Below are 18756 nucleotides of genomic sequence, written 5' to 3' on the forward strand. Positions count from 1 at the left end.
CATATCGGTGTGCAGTGCCACTGCATACATTTTGCAGTAATAAGCTGTTGATTAATAACTAGTTGTAAAAGTAGGGATATGCTGCGTGTATGGAAAAGTGCAGCTTAGTTTCGTTTCCCGTAGTATCGTTTGTAGATTTTTTTGTATTCCTTTCCCTTTTTGAAACTATCCAGCCATGTGTTGAGGCTGTCCAGCAGGATAGGGGACTGTTTGCTTACTCCCCAGGAATAGAATTGCGTGAAGCTGATGGCGGTATTGATGTCTATTTGAGGAATGCTGTCGGCTGCGGTACGGGCAATGCTTTCGTCGCATACGGCATAGTCGATGTCTCCATGGGCTACCAAGGCAATCAGTTGTTCGGAACCGTACTTCTCTATTTCCTCAACGTAGATGGTGTCGCCTATCTCATTTCCCAGGTTGCGGATGCGTAGTATGGAAGGGGAGCCTTTCACTACGTGCAGTGTCTTTCCAGCCAGGTCCAGTTGGCTTTTGATGAATAATGACGAGTCGGAAATATTCTCAAGCTTGCGTTGCACCAGCACTTGCTTGTTCAGCACAATAGGGGTGGTAAGCAGCAAGGAGTCTTTCAGCTCACTGGTGGCGAGGATGCCGTAGGCAATCACGTCATATTGCCCGTCGGCCAGGCCTTCCAGCCGCTTGTTGAAGCTCATTTCCGGTGATATGGCCGCTTGCAGCCCGTGGTCGCGTGCAAAAGCTTCTATCAGCTCGTAGTGGAAACCGGACAAGGTGTCATCATCCACATAGAAACTGATGGAGTTGTATTCCGTCGAAGCATGTATGATGCCTTCGGCAGCTATCTCGGCATAATCGCGCGGATGACCTTTCGGTTTCTCTTCTTTCTCGATGAGATAGTGGGCAATGAGAGCCGCTGCAATTCCCAGAAGTGCGTATTTGAGCAGTCTGCTTTTCGTCATACAGTCATCTGTTAATCATAGAAATTCCATGAGACGCCAATTTTGAACAAGCGCGGATTGATGGGGTAGTGCGGCACCAGGAAGGAATTGGCGCTTCCCATACCCGCGTTGACGTGATACATCATGGCAAAGATACGCGTCCGCTTCAAGTGCAGGTTGGCATATACGTTTACGATGGGGTAACCGCCTATTTCCACCAAATCGTCCGTAGGTTGCAGATGGAACTGCTGGACGCCGGGTGCATAGGCAGGTGCGTTGTACTTGGTGAAGTAACGGACATCGGCACCCAACTGAACGGTCAGCACCTTCTTGGCGAGTTTAGCCAGTATGTAGAAGTTATGGTAGAGCGAGAGTTGGGGCAATGGAAGTACTGTTTCATTGCTCGTCTTCTGCCAGGTCACCTCATTGTCCAGGTGGAAGACACCGAGGCGGAAGTCTTGTTTCAGTGTGGCGGACAGCACTTGTATGTTGCCTCCGTTCTGTTCGGGCAGGGCGCTTTGGTTGAAGTAGGTGTAGTTCTTGATATTCTCTACGCCGGCACGGAGATTGGTTCCCCAACGGGAAATGTTCAGCTCGCCTTCCACACGCGTACGGAATTCCTTGTCCATGTTGTCGTTGTCCCAGTTGTAGTGGTTGGAGTGGTAATGGCGCATGTAGAAGGAAGGAAGCGTGTTGCTCACATAACCGCGGGCGTAGAAGTTCACCGTATCTTTCCATAGACGGAAGTTCAGGTCCAGATTGGCGTTGACGCGGAACTGCCCGATGGCTTTGTCTACCAACCCCACTTCACCGTTTACGTTGTAGTGCAGCAGTTTGCCTTCGCGCTTGGCGAGTTCGCCACCCAGGAAGATTTCCTGCTCGGTGTAGCGGATGCGGCGCATGTCGGTAAGTGTGTCCGTATTCATCAGGTCGTACCGGCTGAACTTGTGGGAGATATAAGCCGTAAGTCCGGCTTTGGCGTATTTGTTGAAACCTTCCAGCAAGGCTATTCCGAACACGTTCTTTACACTGAATGCCGTGGTGGAGTCGTTGCTGTAATTCTTGTAAAGCTTGTAGTCTTCCGGGAAGAATCCTTCGGGCTCGCTTCCCGAACGGAATTGGTGTCGCGACCGCTCTACTTTCAAGGTATGGATAAAGCTGGTGACGGGGACGAACTCTTCTTCGAAAAGTGAGTCGTTGTCTGCGGTAGAAACAGACGGCAGGCTGTCATTGGCAGCTGCAAGTGTGCTGACCGATTTTGATGCTATGCTGTCGTTTGGCAATGCTATGTCGTTGTTCGAAGCGGATATTTCGGCTTCAGAGGACGGGGAGGATGAGGCTTTGGGTGCGGATACCGTCGGTTTGCCTTCTTGTGTGTTCCGTACTCTCCGCGTAAAACCAAGACGATAGCGCTGTGTCAGATAGATATAAAAATCCTTGTTACGGTTGGAACTCTGTTCCAATTTGACCGGAATAGTGGTGGACTCGTACTCTTTCTTTCCTCCGGACATGTTTTCGGGACGGGTGATGTATTGGTCGTCTGCAATACCGCCGTTCTCGTTCATCTTCAGGAAAAAGTTGTTGTAGACTGCTTGTACCTGGTATTTCTCGCCGATATAGCTACCGAACAGACCTGCATTGAAGTGCGAGGTGGACTGGTTCTGGTAATAACCGCGTCCGTACAGATAGTCGATGTTAAAGCCAAATGCCAACTGCTTGTTGACGTTGACGGAGAAGTAGGACTTGAAGCGTTCTTCACCGTTCACTTTGCTGCCGGCTTTGTAGTAGGTAAGATTGGTGTAAGGCACGTTGCTGTTGGTGAAAAGCACCTGGTCGGGACGTGTGAAAAAACTGGAGAAGGGAGCCATGAAGATGGTAGGTTCGCTTTCCTCCCGTTCGAAGAACAGACGTGAGAGGCGTGGAGAACCTAAATTTCCCAAGTAGTTGTAATGGCCGAACATTCCTTCCACCAGATTGGTGCTCTGGAAGTTGAGGCTGGCTGTGTCGGCAGGTATGATGGTACGGTTGCCCAGTGTCTCACTTAGTTTCCACATGTAAAGCTTGGGTGGAAGACTTTGAATCTCAGTATTGGTACTGTCTTCCAGATTGTCCGGCTGGGTATTCGGGTCAATCTGGTTACCGAACCGGTCGCGATTGTTCATCGGGTTTAAGGTGTTTTGCGCCATAGCCCCCCATATCCCTATAACGGACAGAAATATATATGTCAGTACAATTCGTCTCATAATTAGGCGCAAAGATACAATAAAAAATTATTTGCTTACTGAATTCAGCCTTTTTTGCTTCTTTTAAACTGTCTTGTTTTCTGTTTTGTTCTATACTGCTTCCGGTTCTCTGCCCTTGAATCCATACTTTTTCCGGCTTGAAATGAAATAAGCCCTTGCAATAAATCAATATCACAAGGGCTTATCCGTTTTCCTTTATCTCTTATTCTGGCGTAAAGTTCCTCCTCTTATGGGGAGTGGCTTTACATAGCCTTTCATTTCATTTCCTGAATAAGTTCCATTCCTTTCTTGATAGCTTCTTCGTTCATCGGTATCAAGTGGTGGTGGCGTTCGGGCAGTGTCTTCTTCAATCCTCTGAGTACACTGTCCAGTGTAACCATCGGCTTGATTTTCAATAATCCACCCAATACAATCATGTTGAATGCCTTGGCGTTGTTCATTTCATTGGCGGCATCCATGGCGTTGATGCGGTAAACGTGGATGTCCTTACGCGTCGGCGGGTTGATGATGCCGTAACCGTCGTAGATAAGTACGCCTCCGGGTTTTACCTTGCTTTCGAATTTCTCCAGTGACGGCTGGTTCAGGATGATGGCGGCATCGTACTTGCTTAAGATGGGTGAGGATATTTTCTCGTCACTTACGATGACTGTTACGTTGGCTGTACCACCACGTTGTTCCGGTCCGTAAGCCGGCATCCAAGTCACCTCTTTGCCTTCCATCAATCCGGAATATGCCAAAATCTTTCCCATGGACAATACACCTTGTCCACCGAAGCCTGCTATAATGATTTCTTCTTTCATTGTTCTTCTGTCTTTAGCATGATTATTTATCTTTCAGGTCGCCCAGCGGATAGAAGGGGAACATGTTCTCTACCATCCATTCATTGGATTTCGCAGGAGACATCTTCCAGCCGGAGTTACAGGTGGAAACGATTTCCACAAGGTTGGAACCTTTGCCTGCCATAGAGTTCTCGAATGCTTTGCGGATAGCCTTTTTCGCTTTGCGGATGGCGGGAACGGACTGTACGCTTTGGCGTGTCACGTAAGCGGTTCCTTCCAATTGTGCAGCAATATCGGCCATCTTCAGCGGATAGCCGTGCAGATGCACGTCACGTCCGTAAGGGCTGGTCGATGTCTTCATGCCTACAAGGGTAGTGGGAGCCATTTGTCCCCCGGTCATACCATAGATGGCATTGTTGATGAAGATGATGGTGATGTTTTCGCCGCGGTTCAAGGCGTGGATGGTTTCGGCAGTACCGATACAAGCCAGGTCGCCGTCTCCTTGGTAAGTGAACACCAGGCGGTCTGGCCAAAGGCGCTTGATGGCAGTGGCAAGTGCGGGCGCACGTCCATGGGCGGCTTCCTGCCAGTCGATGTCTATATAATTATAGATGAACACGGCACATCCCACGGGGGAGATGCCTATTGCTTTGTCTTCCAGTCCCATTTCTTCGATAACTTCGGCTACGAGTTTATGAACTACGCCGTGACTGCATCCCGGGCAGTAGTGCATGGGATTGTCGTTCATCAGAGTCGGTTTCTTGGCAACCAGATTCTCGGGCTTTATAATATCTTCTTTTGTCATAATCACTTCTCCTATCTGTTGGTGAACCGTATGAAAAACTCCATCAACTTGACGAATATCGCCGCGCCGCAGACGTAGATGAACAGCTTGAAGTCATCTTTTGCAGCAAAATATATAATGATAGCTGCCAGGGCAAGTACCATGAAGAGAATGTTCAGTACGTTTCTTATTTTATCAGGATTCATTTCTTAATCAGTTTTTCTTTCAATGCATCTACTATCTCATCCGGATCGGGAACAATGCCGCCGAGGCGTCCGAAATGTTCCACTTTCACTTTACCGTTCACGGCAAGGCGGACATCTTCCACCATCTGTCCAGCATTCAATTCTGTAACGAGCATACCTTTCACCTTGTCGGCATACGCGGCAATGACTTTGGTCGGGAACGGCCACAACGTGATGGGGCGGAGCATACCTACCTTTATTCCTTCTTCGCGTGCCAGCTCCATTGCTTTCTGTCCGATGCGTGCCATAGAGCCGAAGGCTACAATCAGGTAGTCGGCATCATCGCAATGAATTTCCTCGAAGCGAACCTCATTCTCTTCTATCTGCTTGTATTTGGCCTGGAAACGGATGTTGTTCTTTTCCATTTCTTCCGGTTTCAGTTCCAATGAGGTGATGACGTTGGGTTTGCGGCCATTGGTTCTGCCGGTAGTGGCCCATGGGCATTGTTCGATGACTTCCGCATCGGTGCGGCGTGGCTTTTGTACCGGGAGCACCACTTTTTCCATCATCTGGCCGATGACACCGTCGGCAAGGATGATTGCCGGATTACGGTATTTGAAGGCAAGTTCGAATGCCAGTCCTACGAAATCTGCCATTTCTTGTACGGAAGCCGGAGCAAGGGCAATCAGACGATAGTCACCGTGGCCGCCTCCTTTTACTGTCTGGAAATAGTCGGCCTGGCTCGGTTGGATGGTTCCCAGACCGGGACCGCCGCGCATAACGTTTACAATCAAGCAAGGCAGCTCGGCACCTGCCAGATAAGAGATACCTTCCTGCTTTAGGCTGACACCGGGGCTGGAGGAGGAGGTCATGACCATTTTACCACTTCCGGCACCGCCGTACACCATATTGATAGCTGCCACTTCACTTTCTGCCTGAAGAACCACCATGCCGGTCGTCTCCCAGGGTTTCAGTTCGGCAAGAGTTTCCAATACCTCCGATTGCGGAGTAATGGGATATCCGAAGTAACCGTCTGCACCGCAACGGATGGCTGCGTGGGCGATGGCTTCGTTTCCTTTCATTAATACAACTTCTTCTGCCATATTCTACTGATTTACAGATTTATTCTACTTTTATTTTATATACTGAGATACATCCGTCCGGACATACTGTGGCGCACGAGGCGCAGCCGTTACAAGTATCTTCCAATATTTGGTGGGCATAGTTATACCCTTTCACATTCACCTCCTTGGTGAGGGCTATTACGTTGAGCGGACACGCTACCACACACAAGTTGCAGCCTTTGCAACGTTCGGTGTCTACTACGATTGCTCCTTTGATTTTTGCCATAATTTACGTTCTTTATTTATTGATTGTACATATCCTTGTTGTAGAAGTTCAGGATGTCCATAGCCATTTGATAGGCATGTTGTGCCGGGCTTTCGGGGTTCAGGTCGATGGCATACTGATAGTTGTTCAGTGCTTGTTGCCAGTTGCCTTGTTTCCGATAGGCATTTCCCCGCAGGTAGTAAGCTTCGTCTTTGCCGGGAAAGTCTGTTTGCAGTATTTCGTCAAGCTGCTGGATGGCTTGCTCTACATTTCCCTGGTTGATAAGCTCTTTTATGGTATTCAGTCGTTCCATATCTAAAAAATATCCGGGTTATCGAACCACAAAGATAGTTTTTATTTGAAGACAATGAGCATCTTCACTGTGAAAAATAAGAAAAAGGGGCAAATAAAAAGCCCGAAGTTTCTCACGATTCTATCAGAATGTCAGAGCTTCGGGCGGATATCATAAAGAATGTGATTCTACTGCTTTACAAGTGTACCGGTATCTTGTCCACTCTTCGTTGGTGGCGTCCGCCTTCGAATGGTGTACTGAAGAATTCCCTCATAATCATGTCGGCTTCTTCGGTACTGATGAATCGCCCTGGCATGACAAGCACATTGGCATCATTGTGCTGGCGTGCCAAATGGGCTATTTCTGCTGTCCAGCAGAGGGCTGCGCGGATACCCTGATGCTTGTTCAGCGTTATACTGATGCCTTCACCGCTTCCGCAGATGGCAATACCCGGATAGCACTCTCCGGCTTCAACGGCCAGAGCCAGCGGATGCGCAAAGTCGGGATAGTCGCAACTCTCGGTTGAGTAGGTCCCGAAGTCCTTGTAAGCCCAGCCTTTGGCTTCCAGCCAGCCGCGGACATATTCCTTCAATTCGAAGCCTGCATGGTCGGAACAGATTCCTATTGTTTTCATGATGGTCAGTTAATATACTAATGTGCCAATGTGCTGATGCCTGCAGCTTGTAGGGCGCGGGCAATCAGCACATCAGCACATCGGATAATGATTATAACATTGCTTTTACTTGCTTGTAAACGTTCTCTGCGGTGAAACCGAGCTTTTCGTCCAGCACTTTATAAGGTGCCGAGAATCCGAATGATTCCAATCCCCATACTTTACCGCGGGGACCTACCAGCCCTTGCAGTGTGACGGGCAGACCGGCTGTCAGGCCGAATACCTTGGCACCACACGGGATAATGCCTTCTTGATATCCCGGAGCTTGGCTACGGAACAAACCTTCGGAAGGAACGGACACGATACGCACCTTGATGCCATCCTTGCGCAGCAATTCAGTACCGGCTACCAATGTGGCAACTTCCGAGCCTGAAGCAACGAGGATTATATTGGGATTTTCATCGGAGCCGGCTACAATATAAGCGCCTTTGGCAGCTTGTTCGTAATCGTTGCCTTCGGGCAGGTTGGCGATGTTCTGGCGGGAGAAAATCAAACCGGTTGGGGTTGTGGTATTTTCCATTGCCAGTTTCCATGCCACAGTTGTTTCTTCTGCATCTGCCGGGCGGAGTACCAACATGGAATTATGTCCCTTGTGGTTTTTCAGTTTTTCCATCAGGCGGATTTGGGCTTCCTGCTCTACCGGTTCATGGGTAGGACCGTCTTCACCTACACGGAAGGCATCGTGTGTCCAGATGAACTTCACAGGAACTTCCATCAAGGCTGCCATACGTACGGCAGGTTTCATGTAGTCGGAGAATACGAAGAATGTTCCGCAAGCGGGGATTACACCGCCATGCAGTGCCATACCGATACAGCAACATGCCATAGTCAGCTCGGCAACACCGGCCTGGAAGAATGCACCGCTGAAATCACCTTTCTTGAAGGCATGTGTTTTCTTGAGGAATCCGTCTGTCTTGTCGGAATTGGAAAGGTCGGCAGAAGCAACAATCATATTTTCTACTTGAGTGGCGAGAGCACTGAGCACAGTGGCAGATGCTGCGCGGGTGGCAACGCCTGCTTTCTGTTCGATGGCGGCCCAATTCACTTCGGGAGCCTTGCCGGAGAAAAACATTTCCAGTTTGGCAGCCTTTTCCGGATTGGCTTTTGCCCATGCGGCTTTGGCTGCATACTTTTCAGCCATGATTTTCTTCAGCTCAGTTGCACGCTTGGCATATAGTTCGGCCACTTCGGGGAAGATGACAAACGGATTTGTCGGGTCACCACCCAAATTCTTGATAGTGTTTATATAAGCGTCGCCGCCCAGAGGAGCACCGTGCGTGGCACAATCAGCCTCGTAGCTGCTGCCGTCTGCCTTGCGGGCACCTTTACCCATTACGGTATGGCCGATAATCAGCGTCGGACACTCTTTCTCAGCTTTGGCTTCGTTCAGTGCACCGCGGATGGCATCGGGATCGTTACCATTGATTTTAATGACTTTCCAGCCCCAAGCTTCGTATTTCTTGCCGGTATCTTCGATGGTCACATCCTTTGTCTCGGTAGAAAGCTGAATGTCGTTGGCATCATAGAACATGATGAGATTATCCAACCCTAATGCTCCGGCGATACGGCCTGAGCCTTGGGAGATTTCTTCCTGGATGCCACCGTCAGAAATATAAGCGTAGATGGTCTGTGGCATTACTTCTTCGAAACGTGCCTTCATGAACTTGGCTGCGATGGCTGCACCGACTGCAAATGTGTGTCCCTGGCCGAGCGGTCCGGAAGTGTTTTCGATGCCGCGCATGATGTCACGTTCGGGATGTCCCGGAGTAGGGCTTCCCCATTGGCGGAACTCTTTCAGTTCGTCCAGCGTGAACTTGCCGGTCAGGGCCAATGTAGAGTAAAGCATCGGTGACATGTGTCCCGGGTCGAGGAAGAAACGGTCACGACCTTCCCAAGCCGGATTTTCAGGGTCATATACCAGGAACTCTGAGAAGAGTACATTTACAAAGTCAGCACCACCCATGGCACCGCCCGGATGCCCGGAGTTGGCTTTCTCAACCATGGATGCAGCAAGGATACGGATATTGTCCGCCGCACGGTTCATAAGTTTGTTGTCGTTCATATTGAATCTAATTAATTTTGAATATTATCAATAGGTTATTTGGTCCTTGTAGGTTTTCCAAGGGCAAAGATAACTCTTTATGCGTAATTCACAACACTCGAAGAGTGTCTTTTTTATCAGTATTACTGCCTTTTTGCTGCTAAAATGATACTAAACGTATTTAGCTGATTTTGTGCGGTGCACGGTAGTTTTACTGTAACTCAATAGTAACGATTGATTTGGCCGGAAGTTTAATCTTGAGAATATCTTTATTGATTTTTACCTCTTTGAACGGAACGGGTTTCACATTGTCGGGATTTTCAAATGAATTGTAGTCCGTCAGATTGGTGGAAGTCAATATTTCACCAACTGCTTTCTTGGCTTTCGTTCCAGACAGATTGATGGTCACTTCCTGTGCATTGTCTGCATCTACGTTGGACATGGAAATGTGTATCTTGCCGTTTGGGTCTTTGGAGGCGGTAGCGCTGACCATTGGTATTCTGCGGTTGTCGCGTACATCCATCATGTCGCAGTTCAGCTCAAGAGGAATGTAGGTGGCATCCTGGTGTACATTGTACATTTTGAATACATAATAAGTGGGGGTGAGTACCATGTTTTTTCCGCTGGTCAGAATCATGGATTGCAATACATTGACGATTTGGGCAATGTTTGCCATTTTCAGACGGTCGGTATATTTATGGAAGATGTCGAAGCTGAGGGAAGCGACAAAAGCATCACGCAATGTATTCTGTTGGTACAGATGTCCGGGATTGGTACCCGGTTCAGTGTCCCACCAGGTTCCCCATTCGTCAAGCATAAGAGCCACGTTCTTTTGAGGGTCGTATTCATCCATAATGGTGCAATGCTTCTTGATGACATCTTCTATTTCGCGGCATTTGCCCAGTGTCCAGTAATAGTCGTCTTTACTGAATTGGGTGGCGGCGCCTTTACTGCCGTTCCATCCGCTGACGGTATAGTAGTGCAAGGAAAGACCGTGCATACGGCCGCCTACGCGGTCCATCAGCACTTTGGTCCAGTTATAGTCGTAGTCGCTGGCACCGCTGGCTATCTTGAAAAGGCTATTGCCGTCATAGTTGCGGCAGTAGGTGGAATAGCGGCGGTAGAGGTCGGCATAATATTCGGGACGCATGCTTCCACCGCAACCCCAGCTTTCGTTACCCACGCCGAGGTATTTTACTTTCCAGGCTTTGTCGCGACCGTTCTGGCGGCGCAGGCGTGCCATGGGGGAGTCTCCTTCGGAGGTCATGTATTCCACCCATTTGGCAAGTTCTTCTACGGTACCACTGCCTACGTTTCCACTGATATAGGGTTCACATCCCAGCATTTCGCAGAGATTGAGGAACTCATGGGTTCCGAAACTGTTGTCTTCGATAGTGCCTCCCCAGTTGTTGTTCACCATTTTGGGGCGGTTTTCTTTAGGGCCGATACCGTCCATCCAGTGGTATTCATCGGCAAAGCAGCCTCCCGGCCAGCGAAGGACGGGTACACGGAGCTCCTTCAGTGCATTGAATACGTCGGTGCGATAACCGTTGATGTTGGGAATATCGGAGTTTTCACCTACCCAAAGTCCACCATAGATACAAGTTCCCAAATGCTCTGCAAATTGGCCGTAGATTTCTTTGGGAATGATTTGCTCGCTCTGGTCTGTGTGTAAAGTGATAGTGGCACTTTTCTGTGCGAAGAGTGACAACGAGGTGGAGAGAAATATGCTACTGATAAATAACTTTGTGTTCATAGTTTTTTAGTGTTATTAAATACTTAGTTCTTGAATCTTACTGCTGCTTCTTCGATGGGCAAACCAGCTTTATAGCTTTCGATGTAGGTGTTGAATCCGCTTACATCTTCGGCTGTCGGTGAGATTTCAATACCGGCATTTCCGGTGAATACATGCTTGTCCAGGAAGTCGGCAAGGGATTGGTCGTTTCCGTTGTTTGCAAGGTAGGAAGCGAGGAGGGCAATACCCCAGGCACCACCTTCGCCGGCTGTTTCCATAACGGAAATGGGTGAATTGATGGCAGCTGCCAGTATTCTCTGGCCTACTCCTTTGGTTTTGAAGAGTCCTCCGTGACCGGTGATTCTGTCTACTCTGATTTTCTCTTCATTGAAAAGGATGTCGTTGCCGATTTTGAGAACTCCCACTGAAGCATACAAATGGGTGCGCATGAAGTTGGCAAGGTTGAACTTGTCGTTTGCCGAACGTACAAACAGTGGACGTCCGTCTGCCAGTCCCGTTATAGGTTCGCCTGATATGTAGTTGTATGAGATGAGGCCTCCGCAGTCTGCATTGCCTGTCAGGGCGTGGTTATAGAGCTTTCCGTAGATTTCGTCCATATCTACGGGGATACCCATCAGTTCCTGGTATTCTTTGAAAATATTGATCCAGGCATTGAGGTCGGAAGTGCAGTTGTTGCAATGCACCATAGCTACGAGGCTTCCGTCGGGGGTGGTTACCATGTCAATCATTTCGTAGGGCTTGGACAATTCTTTCTCCAATACAATCATTGAGAAAGAGGAGGTGCCTGCCGATACGTTTCCAGTGCGCTGCTTTACGGCGTTGGTGGCAACCATGCCGGTTCCAGCGTCACCTTCGGGCGGACAGACGGGAATTCCTGCTTTCAGATGTCCCGATACGTCGAGGCGACTGGCTCCTTCGGGAGTAAGGAAGCCTGCGTTTTCACCGGCCGACAATACCTTCGGCAGAATATCTCGAAGCTTCCAGTCGTATCCTTTCGGAGCAATAAGTTTGTCGAACTTATCCACCATTTCAGAAGAATAGTTTTTGGTGATGGGATCGATAGGGAGCATACCGGAGGCATCTCCTATGCCCAGTACCTTTTGGCCGGTTATTTGCCAGTGGACAAAACCTGCAAGGGTGGTCAGGTAATTGATGGATGGAACGTGCTCTTCATTATCCAGGATGGCTTGGTAGAGGTGGGAGATGCTCCAACGCAGAGGGATGTTGTAGACAAATAGTTCGGATAGGGCTGCGGCAGCCTGTCCGGTATTAGTATTTCTCCAGGTACGGAAGGGTACAAGGATTTCTTCTTTTTCATTGAATGCCATATAGCCGTGCATCATGGCACTGACACCGATAGCTGCCAAGGTCTCTATCTCTGTATCGTAGAGGCTCTTTACATTGGTACGAAGGTCTGCGTAGCAATCCTGCAACCCATACCAGACAGCCTCGACGCTATATGTCCACAGTCCGTCGACTAACTGATTCTCCCAAGTATGGCTTCCCTGGGCGATGGGTTTGTTTTCCTGGTCAATCAAAACCGCCTTGATTCGTGTGGAACCGAGTTCTATACCAAGGATGGCCTTGCCTGCCTCAATGGTTGATTTTGCATCTAATTTCATGGTATTAATGATAATTTACGGATTTATAGTACGATTATAAACAACGGATTACTAATTGCAAACTACTAGTTACGTTTGTGGTACGTGTAATTAGTAGTCCGCAATCGGTAATCCGTAATGATTATCAGCAAAGTGCCTTGTTCAGCATATAGTAGACTTCATTCATGCGCAGTTCTTTTTTGAACTCGCTGATGGTGGTATTTTCATCGATGACTACCATTTCGATGCCGGCCATTTCGGCAAAGTCTTCCCAATATTCCACCGTCAGGTCATAGGAGAAGCTGGTATGATGTGTACCTCCGGCCAGAATCCAGGCTGCAGCGCCCACCTCGAGGTTGGGCATTGGAATCCACAGTGCGCTGGCAACGGGCAACTTGGGCAGAGGCTTGCTCTTGATGCATTCTACTTTGTTCACAATGAGGCGGAAGCGATTGCCCAGGTCTACGATGGTAGCGGCTACACCTTCACCTTGCTTGCTGGTAAATACCAGGCGGGCTGTTTCGCTGTCGATACCGATGCTCAGACGGTGCACTTCCAGTTTCGGCTTCTGTTCGGCAATCAGTGGACAGACTTCCAACATGTGTGCCTGCAGGATGGCGCTCTTTTCTCCGTCGAAGTTCAGCGTATAGTCTTCAAGGAAGGAGCACCCCTTCGGCATACCTTGACTCATCACCCAAGTGGTACGGTACAGTGCTGCAGTTTTCCAGTCGCCTTCGGCACCGAAGCCGTAACCTTCTGCCATCAGTCGCTGTGAGGCCAGTCCGGGGATTTGGTCAAAGTCGCCCAAATCGTTGAAGTTGGTGGTGAAGCCTTTGGCACCCGTGTCTTTCAGCACGCGGCGAATGGCGATTTCGGCCTTGGCGGAGTTCCATACTTTGGTGTAGGCTTCCGTACGTGCGTCTTCCAGTTCGGGAGCGTGGTCGTAGAGCTTGAAGTATTCTGCTACGAGTGCCTTCACGTCCTCGTCGCTGACAGCATTGTAGTATGTCATCACATCATTGATGGGATAGTAGTCCACATGATAGCCCAATACCTGTTCGGCGCTGACCTTGTCACCGTCTGTCACAGCCACGTTGTTCATCTGGTCGCCGAAGCGGATGATGAGCATATCCTGCGCATCAGCCCATGCGGCAGCTACGCGCATCCATGCGGCAATCTGGTTTTGGGCTTTTTCGTCCTGCCAGTGGCCTACTACCACTTTGCGGTTCTTTCGCATACGTGTCACAATGTGTCCGAACTCGCGGTCGCCGTGAGCCGATTGGTTCAGGTTCATAAAATCCATGTCCATCGTCTCCCAGGGAATTTCCTTGTTGAACTGTGTATGGAAGTGTAGTAATGGCTTCTTCAGTTCCTGCAAACCGTGAATCCACATTTTGGCAGGAGAGAAGGTGTGCATCCAGGTGATGACCCCGATACACTTTTCGTCGTTGTTGGCGGCCTTGAAGGCAGCAGTTACTTCTTTGGATGAATTGACCGTACCTTTATATACTACCTTTACGGGCAGTTTCCCGGAATCATTCAGACCTTTCACCATTTCATTGCTATGTGCGTCTACCGCGATAACTGCGTCACCTCCGTACAAGAGCTGTGCTCCGGTTACGAACCATACTTCATATTGTTCAAATGCGTTCATACAATTTATTTTTATAGTTTATATTTAAAGAATGATAGTTATTTCTGTCCATAATAAGCGTTAGGACCGTGCTTGCGGCTGAAATGCTTTTCTATCAGTAACGGATTCATGGTCAGATTGGGGTTCACGGCATAGGCTATACTTGCCATTTTTGCCACCTGCTCCATCACTACGGCATTATGTACCGCTTCGTGTGCGTCTTTTCCCCACGAGAAAGGACCGTGGTTCTTTACCAATACTCCGGGAGTATGTACCGGGTTCAGTCCCTCAAAGCGTTTTACGATGACATTTCCCGTTTCCAGTTCATACGCTCCTTCCACTTCCTCCTTCGTCATGTCTGCTGTACAGGGTATGGCGTCGTGGAAATAATCGGCATGTGTTGTCCCTATATTCGGTATGTCACATCCGGCTTGTGCCCAAGCTGTGGCGTAAGTAGAGTGCGTGTGCACCACACCGCCGATTTCGGGGAATGCTTTATAGAGAACCAGGTGGGTCGGCGTGTCTGAAGAGGGCTTTAACCGTCCTTCCACGACCTTGCCGTCAAGATTCACTACCACCATATCCTCTGCTTTCATTTCATCGTAACTCACCCCACTGGGCTTGATGACTACCAGACCGGATTCGCGGTCAATGCCCGATACATTGCCCCATGTGAAGATAACCAATCCGTGCTTCACCAGTTCAAGGTTAGCATGGAATACTTTGTCTTTCAGTGCTTCCAGCATATTATTTAAATTACTAATTACAAGTTGTTGAATATTAGGTTCTCAGAGCTTAAATTTCGGAGCTTTGCGGTATGCTTTCTCATTAAACTGATATAAAGCGGCCCCACGTTTGGACCCCGTTTTGTCTATTTTGTCAGTTTTTTCTATATAGTCCATTTCTGCTATGCGTTTTCGGAAGTTCCGTTTGTCAATGTTCTCACCGTATATAGCTTCGTATAAACTTTGCAGTTGTGACAGCGTGAACAGTTTAGGTAGCAGATTAAAGCCGATTGGTTCGGTGGACGCTTTTTGTTGCATCAACTTCCGAGCTTGTTCTACCATTTGCGGATGATCAAAGATTAGCGCTGGCAGTTCATTGATATTTACCCAGAAAGCATTGTGTTGCTGTACGGATTCTTTGTCGTATTCGTTGATGTTGATGAGCGCATAGTAAGCAATGGAGACTACGCGTTCTCCTGGGTCACGATCTATGGCTCCGAAAGCTTTGACTTGTTCCATATACACATCTTCCAGTCCGGTTAGTTCATTCAGGACTCGTTTGGCTGCATCATCCACGCTTTCGTCTTCCTGCACGAATCCACCCATCAGCGACCATTCGCCCATTGCCGGTTCGAAGTTACGCTTCAGCAACAGCAGGTTCAGTTCTCCTTCATTGAAACCGAAAATAATGCAGTCGATACTTACATAAAGTTTCGGATTTGAACTATAGTAATTACTCATATCTTAATTTTTGTTTAAGGGGTATGCTGCATGGATATATATCACAGCAACATACCGATTTACCAGAAATACCAATAAAAAGCAGCAGTAATACCCAGGATGATAAGGGTATGAATTATATCCCATTTATTCCAACTCGCACGTGTAGTTGCTTTTTGTTCGGGAGTTGAAGTTCCGAATACCAGTCCTTGAATCTTTTCAGCGCTTGGGGCAGCTGTAAACATGCTGACTGCGGTAACCACTACGATGCAGAACAAGAACATCCATCCGCAGAAAAACAGCCAGTTCATATCATAGAACAGATACTTGAAGGTACTGCTTGACACATCTCCTACATTGCTGTAATATACTTTAGCCCCCAGACGGGTTAAACCGATAATCATTCCGGCAATCAGTCCCCACATACCGCCTTGTGCAGAGGTACGTTTCCAGCAGATCCCCAAGAGGAAGGCTGCGGCAATACCTGGTGCCAATACAGATTGTACATCTTGTAAGTAGGTGTAAAGGACATCGCCTACACTGCGCATAATGGGAATCCAGAGTATGCCCAATATCACAATCACAACAGTTGCCATCTGTCCAATGCCCACCAGCTTTTTTTCAGAAGTGTTCGGCTTGAAACGTTTGTAGAAGTCAATGGTGAAAAGCATGGCAGATGAGTTGAACAAAGATGCGAGAGAACTCATTAATGCTGCAAGAATACCGCAAACAACCAAACCTTTGACTCCTGCAGGAAGCAATTTTGCTACTAGAGTTGGGAAAGCAGCATCTGCATTGGCATTTCCGTTTGCCAGCATAGGCAGAAAACCTTCTCCCCCTGTTCCGAGATATTTTTGGTGTAATGCGAAAGCAATCATGCCTGGGATAAGGAATAAGAATACGGGCAATAATTTCAGGTAAGCTCCGAAGATGGTACCGCGTCGTGCTTCCTTTTCATTCTTTCCGGAAAGTACGCGTTGCACGATGAACTGGTCTGTACACCAATACCAGAATCCGATAATGGCTGAACCAATCAGTGCACCCAACCAAGGGAAGTTAGGGTCGTTATTACTGCGTATGAGTTCTGTCATTGTGTTGCCATAATCGTTCACTGTGACTGCACCGCAGATTCTCATCATCTCATCCCAGCCTCCCAATTCTTTGAAGCCGAGTACAAGGATTATCAGTGAACCTAACAGCAAGATAGGGGTCTGCAGGACGGAGGTATAAAGCACTGACTTCATTCCTCCGAAGATTGTGTAGAGCGCAGTCAGTATAACCAGACCGATGGCGGCAATCCAAAAGAAGTCGATCCCCCAAAGTTCTTTTATACCGAATACTTGTTGGAATACCAATCCTCCTGCATAAACCGTCACGGCAACTTTTGTCAGTACATAGCTGATTAAAGATATTACAGACAATATTGTACGTGATTGTGGATTATAGCGGCGTTCTAGGAATTCAGGCATTGTGAATACCATACTTCGCGAATAGAACGGTACGAATACCCAACCTAAGATAAGGATCATCCAGCCTTGTATTTCCCAATGTGCCATCGCCATACCGCTGGAAGCACCGGCACCGGCTAATCCAATTAAGTGTTCCGAACCGATGTTGGATGCAAAGATAGATGCACCGATAGCGAGCCATGTGGCATCACGACCACCTAAAAAATAGTCTGCTGAGTCATTCTGTTTCTGTTTGACAACCCAGACAATAATTCCAATCAAAGCCAGGAAAAAGATTCCAATGACTAACCAATCTAATGTTTCCACGATAATAAATGATTTATAAGGTTACTGTTATTTTTCTACGGAAAATTTGAAGACACATTCACTGTTGTAAATTTGTCCGGGTTCCAGTACGACAGAAGGCCATTGGGCTTTGTTGGGACTATCCGGATAATGTTGTGTCTCGAGGCATACGGAAGCGCGCTGGTTGTAAGTAATGCCTTTTTTACCTTTTACGGTGCCGTCCAGGAAATTCCCGGTATATACTTGTATGCCTGGCTCATTGGTATAAACTTCCAGGGTGATGCCGCTTATAGGCGATGTCAGTTTGGCTGCCACTTGGGATAGGTCACCTTTAGTATTCAGTACCCAATTATGGTCATATCCGTTTCCGTTCTTTATTTGTTCAAAGTCCGTCCGGTTGATGTCTTGTGCCACACTCTTGGGAGTGGTAAAGTCCATTGGTGTTTCTTTGACGGAGATGATGTCACCCGTTGTCATGAAAGTACTGTCTACCGGAGTATAGTTGTCTGCATTGATGTATAAGATGTGGTCTGTTGCTGCCTTTGAAGGATCACCTGATAAATTGAAATAAGAATGGTTAGTCATATTGATAACCGTCTTTTGGTCTGTTGTTGCACTGTATTTTATATCAATGGCATTGTCATCCGTTAACTTGAAAAGTACTTTTGCCGTAACATTACCCGGGAAATTCTCGTCTCCATCCGGTGAAATGCGGGTGAGCTCCAGAGTTGTGCTGTCAATGGGATTGGCACTGTATACTTGGTATTGCCATCCTTTGGGGCCACCGTGCAGGCAATGTCCGAAATTGTTCTGTGGTAACTGTATAGTATCTCCGTCAAGAACGATTTTCCCTTGGTTAATCCGGTTGGCGTAGCGTCCGATAGAAGCACCAAAGTCACTTGGAATGTTGATGTAATCGGCAATGCTGTCAAAGCCCAATACTACATCCTGCATAACTCCATTTTTGTCGGGTACCATAATGGATACAATACGTCCCCCAAAGTTTGTGATGCATACTTCCATGCCCGCTTTATTCTTCAGCGTATAAAGCTGTGTCTGGGCGTCATTGACTGTTGTTTGGAATTTTACTGGATCAAGACCGGACAGCGTAAGCGTTGTTTCTGTCTTTTGATTGCACGCAGTTAGCATCATTGCGGCAATTCCTGCAAGTAGAACATGTCTTTTCATGGTTTTGTATTTAATGTAAATGAGATGATTATCTTTCTTTGGGTGTAAAAGTAACACTTTTCTTTAGTGTAGGCTGTACACTTTCATATGTTATGCAACATAAGTGTCAAGAAACATATCTGTGCCAACTGGCTGTACA

At 47.9% G+C, this 18756-nt stretch carries 17 protein-coding genes; all 17 read right to left on the minus strand.

What is annotated here, in order from left to right; all coding sequences use genetic code 11:
* Window positions 1-104 precede the first annotated feature (104 nt).
* Window positions 105-935: a transporter substrate-binding domain-containing protein gene (locus tag DW800_RS09850; RefSeq protein ID WP_005826612.1), complete on the minus strand. Its 831-nt coding sequence runs from the start codon at window positions 933-935 to the stop codon at window positions 105-107.
* An 11-nt stretch (window positions 936-946) separates the two neighbouring features.
* Window positions 947-3157, minus strand: a complete 2211-nt coding sequence (locus DW800_RS09855) for a putative porin (protein ID WP_005826610.1) — start codon at window positions 3155-3157, stop codon at window positions 947-949.
* 254 nt (window positions 3158-3411) lie between these two features.
* Window positions 3412-3957: a 2-oxoacid:acceptor oxidoreductase family protein gene (locus DW800_RS09860; protein WP_005826606.1), complete on the minus strand. Its 546-nt coding sequence runs from the start codon at window positions 3955-3957 to the stop codon at window positions 3412-3414.
* 22 nt (window positions 3958-3979) lie between these two features.
* Complete coding sequence (locus DW800_RS09865; protein WP_005826605.1) at window positions 3980-4741, minus strand: thiamine pyrophosphate-dependent enzyme; 762 nt, start codon at window positions 4739-4741, stop codon at window positions 3980-3982.
* A gap of 11 nt (window positions 4742-4752) precedes the next feature.
* Complete coding sequence (locus DW800_RS09870) at window positions 4753-4926, minus strand: hypothetical protein (protein ID WP_005826603.1); 174 nt, start codon at window positions 4924-4926, stop codon at window positions 4753-4755.
* Window positions 4923-6008: a 3-methyl-2-oxobutanoate dehydrogenase subunit VorB gene (locus tag DW800_RS09875; protein ID WP_005826601.1), complete on the minus strand. Its 1086-nt coding sequence runs from the start codon at window positions 6006-6008 to the stop codon at window positions 4923-4925. Before DW800_RS09875 ends, DW800_RS09870 begins: the two co-directional genes overlap by 4 nt.
* Before the next feature lie 19 nt (window positions 6009-6027).
* Window positions 6028-6255, minus strand: coding sequence for a ferredoxin family protein (locus tag DW800_RS09880; protein ID WP_005826600.1), 228 nt, complete (start codon window positions 6253-6255; stop codon window positions 6028-6030).
* Between the two features lie 16 nt (window positions 6256-6271).
* Window positions 6272-6547 carry a tetratricopeptide repeat protein gene (locus DW800_RS09885; protein WP_005826598.1) on the minus strand — a complete coding sequence of 92 codons (276 nt, stop codon included), beginning with the start codon at window positions 6545-6547 and terminating at the stop codon, window positions 6272-6274.
* Between the two features lie 175 nt (window positions 6548-6722).
* A complete protein-coding gene (rpiB, locus tag DW800_RS09890) occupies window positions 6723-7160 on the minus strand; it encodes a ribose 5-phosphate isomerase B (RefSeq protein ID WP_005826596.1) in 438 nt (145 codons plus the stop codon).
* A 91-nt stretch (window positions 7161-7251) separates the two neighbouring features.
* On the minus strand, window positions 7252-9261 hold the full coding sequence (locus tag DW800_RS09895) for a transketolase family protein (RefSeq protein ID WP_009036826.1): 2010 nt from the start codon (window positions 9259-9261) through the stop codon (window positions 7252-7254).
* A 190-nt stretch (window positions 9262-9451) separates the two neighbouring features.
* On the minus strand, window positions 9452-10996 hold the full coding sequence (locus DW800_RS09900) for an alpha-N-arabinofuranosidase (RefSeq protein WP_009036827.1): 1545 nt from the start codon (window positions 10994-10996) through the stop codon (window positions 9452-9454).
* A 23-nt stretch (window positions 10997-11019) separates the two neighbouring features.
* Entirely contained in the window at window positions 11020-12618 is a 1599-nt protein-coding gene (locus tag DW800_RS09905) for a xylulokinase (protein ID WP_009036828.1), read from the minus strand.
* Window positions 12619-12742: 124 nt separating this feature from the next.
* Window positions 12743-14251 (minus strand): L-arabinose isomerase, encoded by a 1509-nt coding sequence (araA, locus tag DW800_RS09910; protein WP_005826587.1) that lies wholly within the window; start codon window positions 14249-14251, stop codon window positions 12743-12745.
* Window positions 14252-14289: 38 nt separating this feature from the next.
* Window positions 14290-14976 (minus strand): L-ribulose-5-phosphate 4-epimerase, encoded by a 687-nt coding sequence (locus tag DW800_RS09915; protein WP_005826585.1) that lies wholly within the window; start codon window positions 14974-14976, stop codon window positions 14290-14292.
* 42 nt (window positions 14977-15018) lie between these two features.
* Entirely contained in the window at window positions 15019-15696 is a 678-nt protein-coding gene (locus tag DW800_RS09920) for an NUDIX hydrolase (protein WP_117703605.1), read from the minus strand.
* Between the two features lie 59 nt (window positions 15697-15755).
* On the minus strand, window positions 15756-17450 hold the full coding sequence (locus tag DW800_RS09925; protein ID WP_117703606.1) for a sodium:solute symporter: 1695 nt from the start codon (window positions 17448-17450) through the stop codon (window positions 15756-15758).
* 27 nt (window positions 17451-17477) lie between these two features.
* On the minus strand, window positions 17478-18617 hold the full coding sequence (locus DW800_RS09930) for an aldose epimerase family protein (protein WP_009036829.1): 1140 nt from the start codon (window positions 18615-18617) through the stop codon (window positions 17478-17480).
* Window positions 18618-18756 lie beyond the last annotated feature (139 nt).

It is taken from the genome of Bacteroides sp. AM32-11AC (genome assembly GCF_003603515.1).
Classification (GTDB): Bacteria; Bacteroidota; Bacteroidia; order Bacteroidales; family Bacteroidaceae; genus Bacteroides; species Bacteroides uniformis.

What these genes read in the sequence shown, in the direction of transcription:
- DW800_RS09885 (WP_005826598.1), bottom strand. Translation starts at nt 6,547, where the DNA reads ATGGAACGACTGAATACCATAAAAGAGCTTATCAACCAGGGAAATGTA.
- DW800_RS09915 (WP_005826585.1), bottom strand. Translation starts at nt 14,976, where the DNA reads ATGCTGGAAGCACTGAAAGACAAAGTATTCCATGCTAACCTTGAACTG.
- araA (WP_005826587.1), bottom strand. Translation starts at nt 14,251, where the DNA reads ATGAACGCATTTGAACAATATGAAGTATGGTTCGTAACCGGAGCACAG.
- rpiB (WP_005826596.1), bottom strand. Translation starts at nt 7,160, where the DNA reads ATGAAAACAATAGGAATCTGTTCCGACCATGCAGGCTTCGAATTGAAG.
- DW800_RS09895 (WP_009036826.1), bottom strand. Translation starts at nt 9,261, where the DNA reads ATGAACGACAACAAACTTATGAACCGTGCGGCGGACAATATCCGTATC.
- DW800_RS09850 (WP_005826612.1), bottom strand. Translation starts at nt 935, where the DNA reads ATGACGAAAAGCAGACTGCTCAAATACGCACTTCTGGGAATTGCAGCG.
- DW800_RS09860 (WP_005826606.1), bottom strand. Translation starts at nt 3,957, where the DNA reads ATGAAAGAAGAAATCATTATAGCAGGCTTCGGTGGACAAGGTGTATTG.
- DW800_RS09880 (WP_005826600.1), bottom strand. Translation starts at nt 6,255, where the DNA reads ATGGCAAAAATCAAAGGAGCAATCGTAGTAGACACCGAACGTTGCAAA.
- DW800_RS09870 (WP_005826603.1), bottom strand. Translation starts at nt 4,926, where the DNA reads ATGAATCCTGATAAAATAAGAAACGTACTGAACATTCTCTTCATGGTA.
- DW800_RS09875 (WP_005826601.1), bottom strand. Translation starts at nt 6,008, where the DNA reads ATGGCAGAAGAAGTTGTATTAATGAAAGGAAACGAAGCCATCGCCCAC.
- DW800_RS09865 (WP_005826605.1), bottom strand. Translation starts at nt 4,741, where the DNA reads ATGACAAAAGAAGATATTATAAAGCCCGAGAATCTGGTTGCCAAGAAA.
- DW800_RS09905 (WP_009036828.1), bottom strand. Translation starts at nt 12,618, where the DNA reads ATGAAATTAGATGCAAAATCAACCATTGAGGCAGGCAAGGCCATCCTT.
- DW800_RS09855 (WP_005826610.1), bottom strand. Translation starts at nt 3,157, where the DNA reads ATGAGACGAATTGTACTGACATATATATTTCTGTCCGTTATAGGGATA.
- DW800_RS09920 (WP_117703605.1), bottom strand. Translation starts at nt 15,696, where the DNA reads ATGAGTAATTACTATAGTTCAAATCCGAAACTTTATGTAAGTATCGAC.
- DW800_RS09900 (WP_009036827.1), bottom strand. Translation starts at nt 10,996, where the DNA reads ATGAACACAAAGTTATTTATCAGTAGCATATTTCTCTCCACCTCGTTG.
- DW800_RS09930 (WP_009036829.1), bottom strand. Translation starts at nt 18,617, where the DNA reads ATGAAAAGACATGTTCTACTTGCAGGAATTGCCGCAATGATGCTAACT.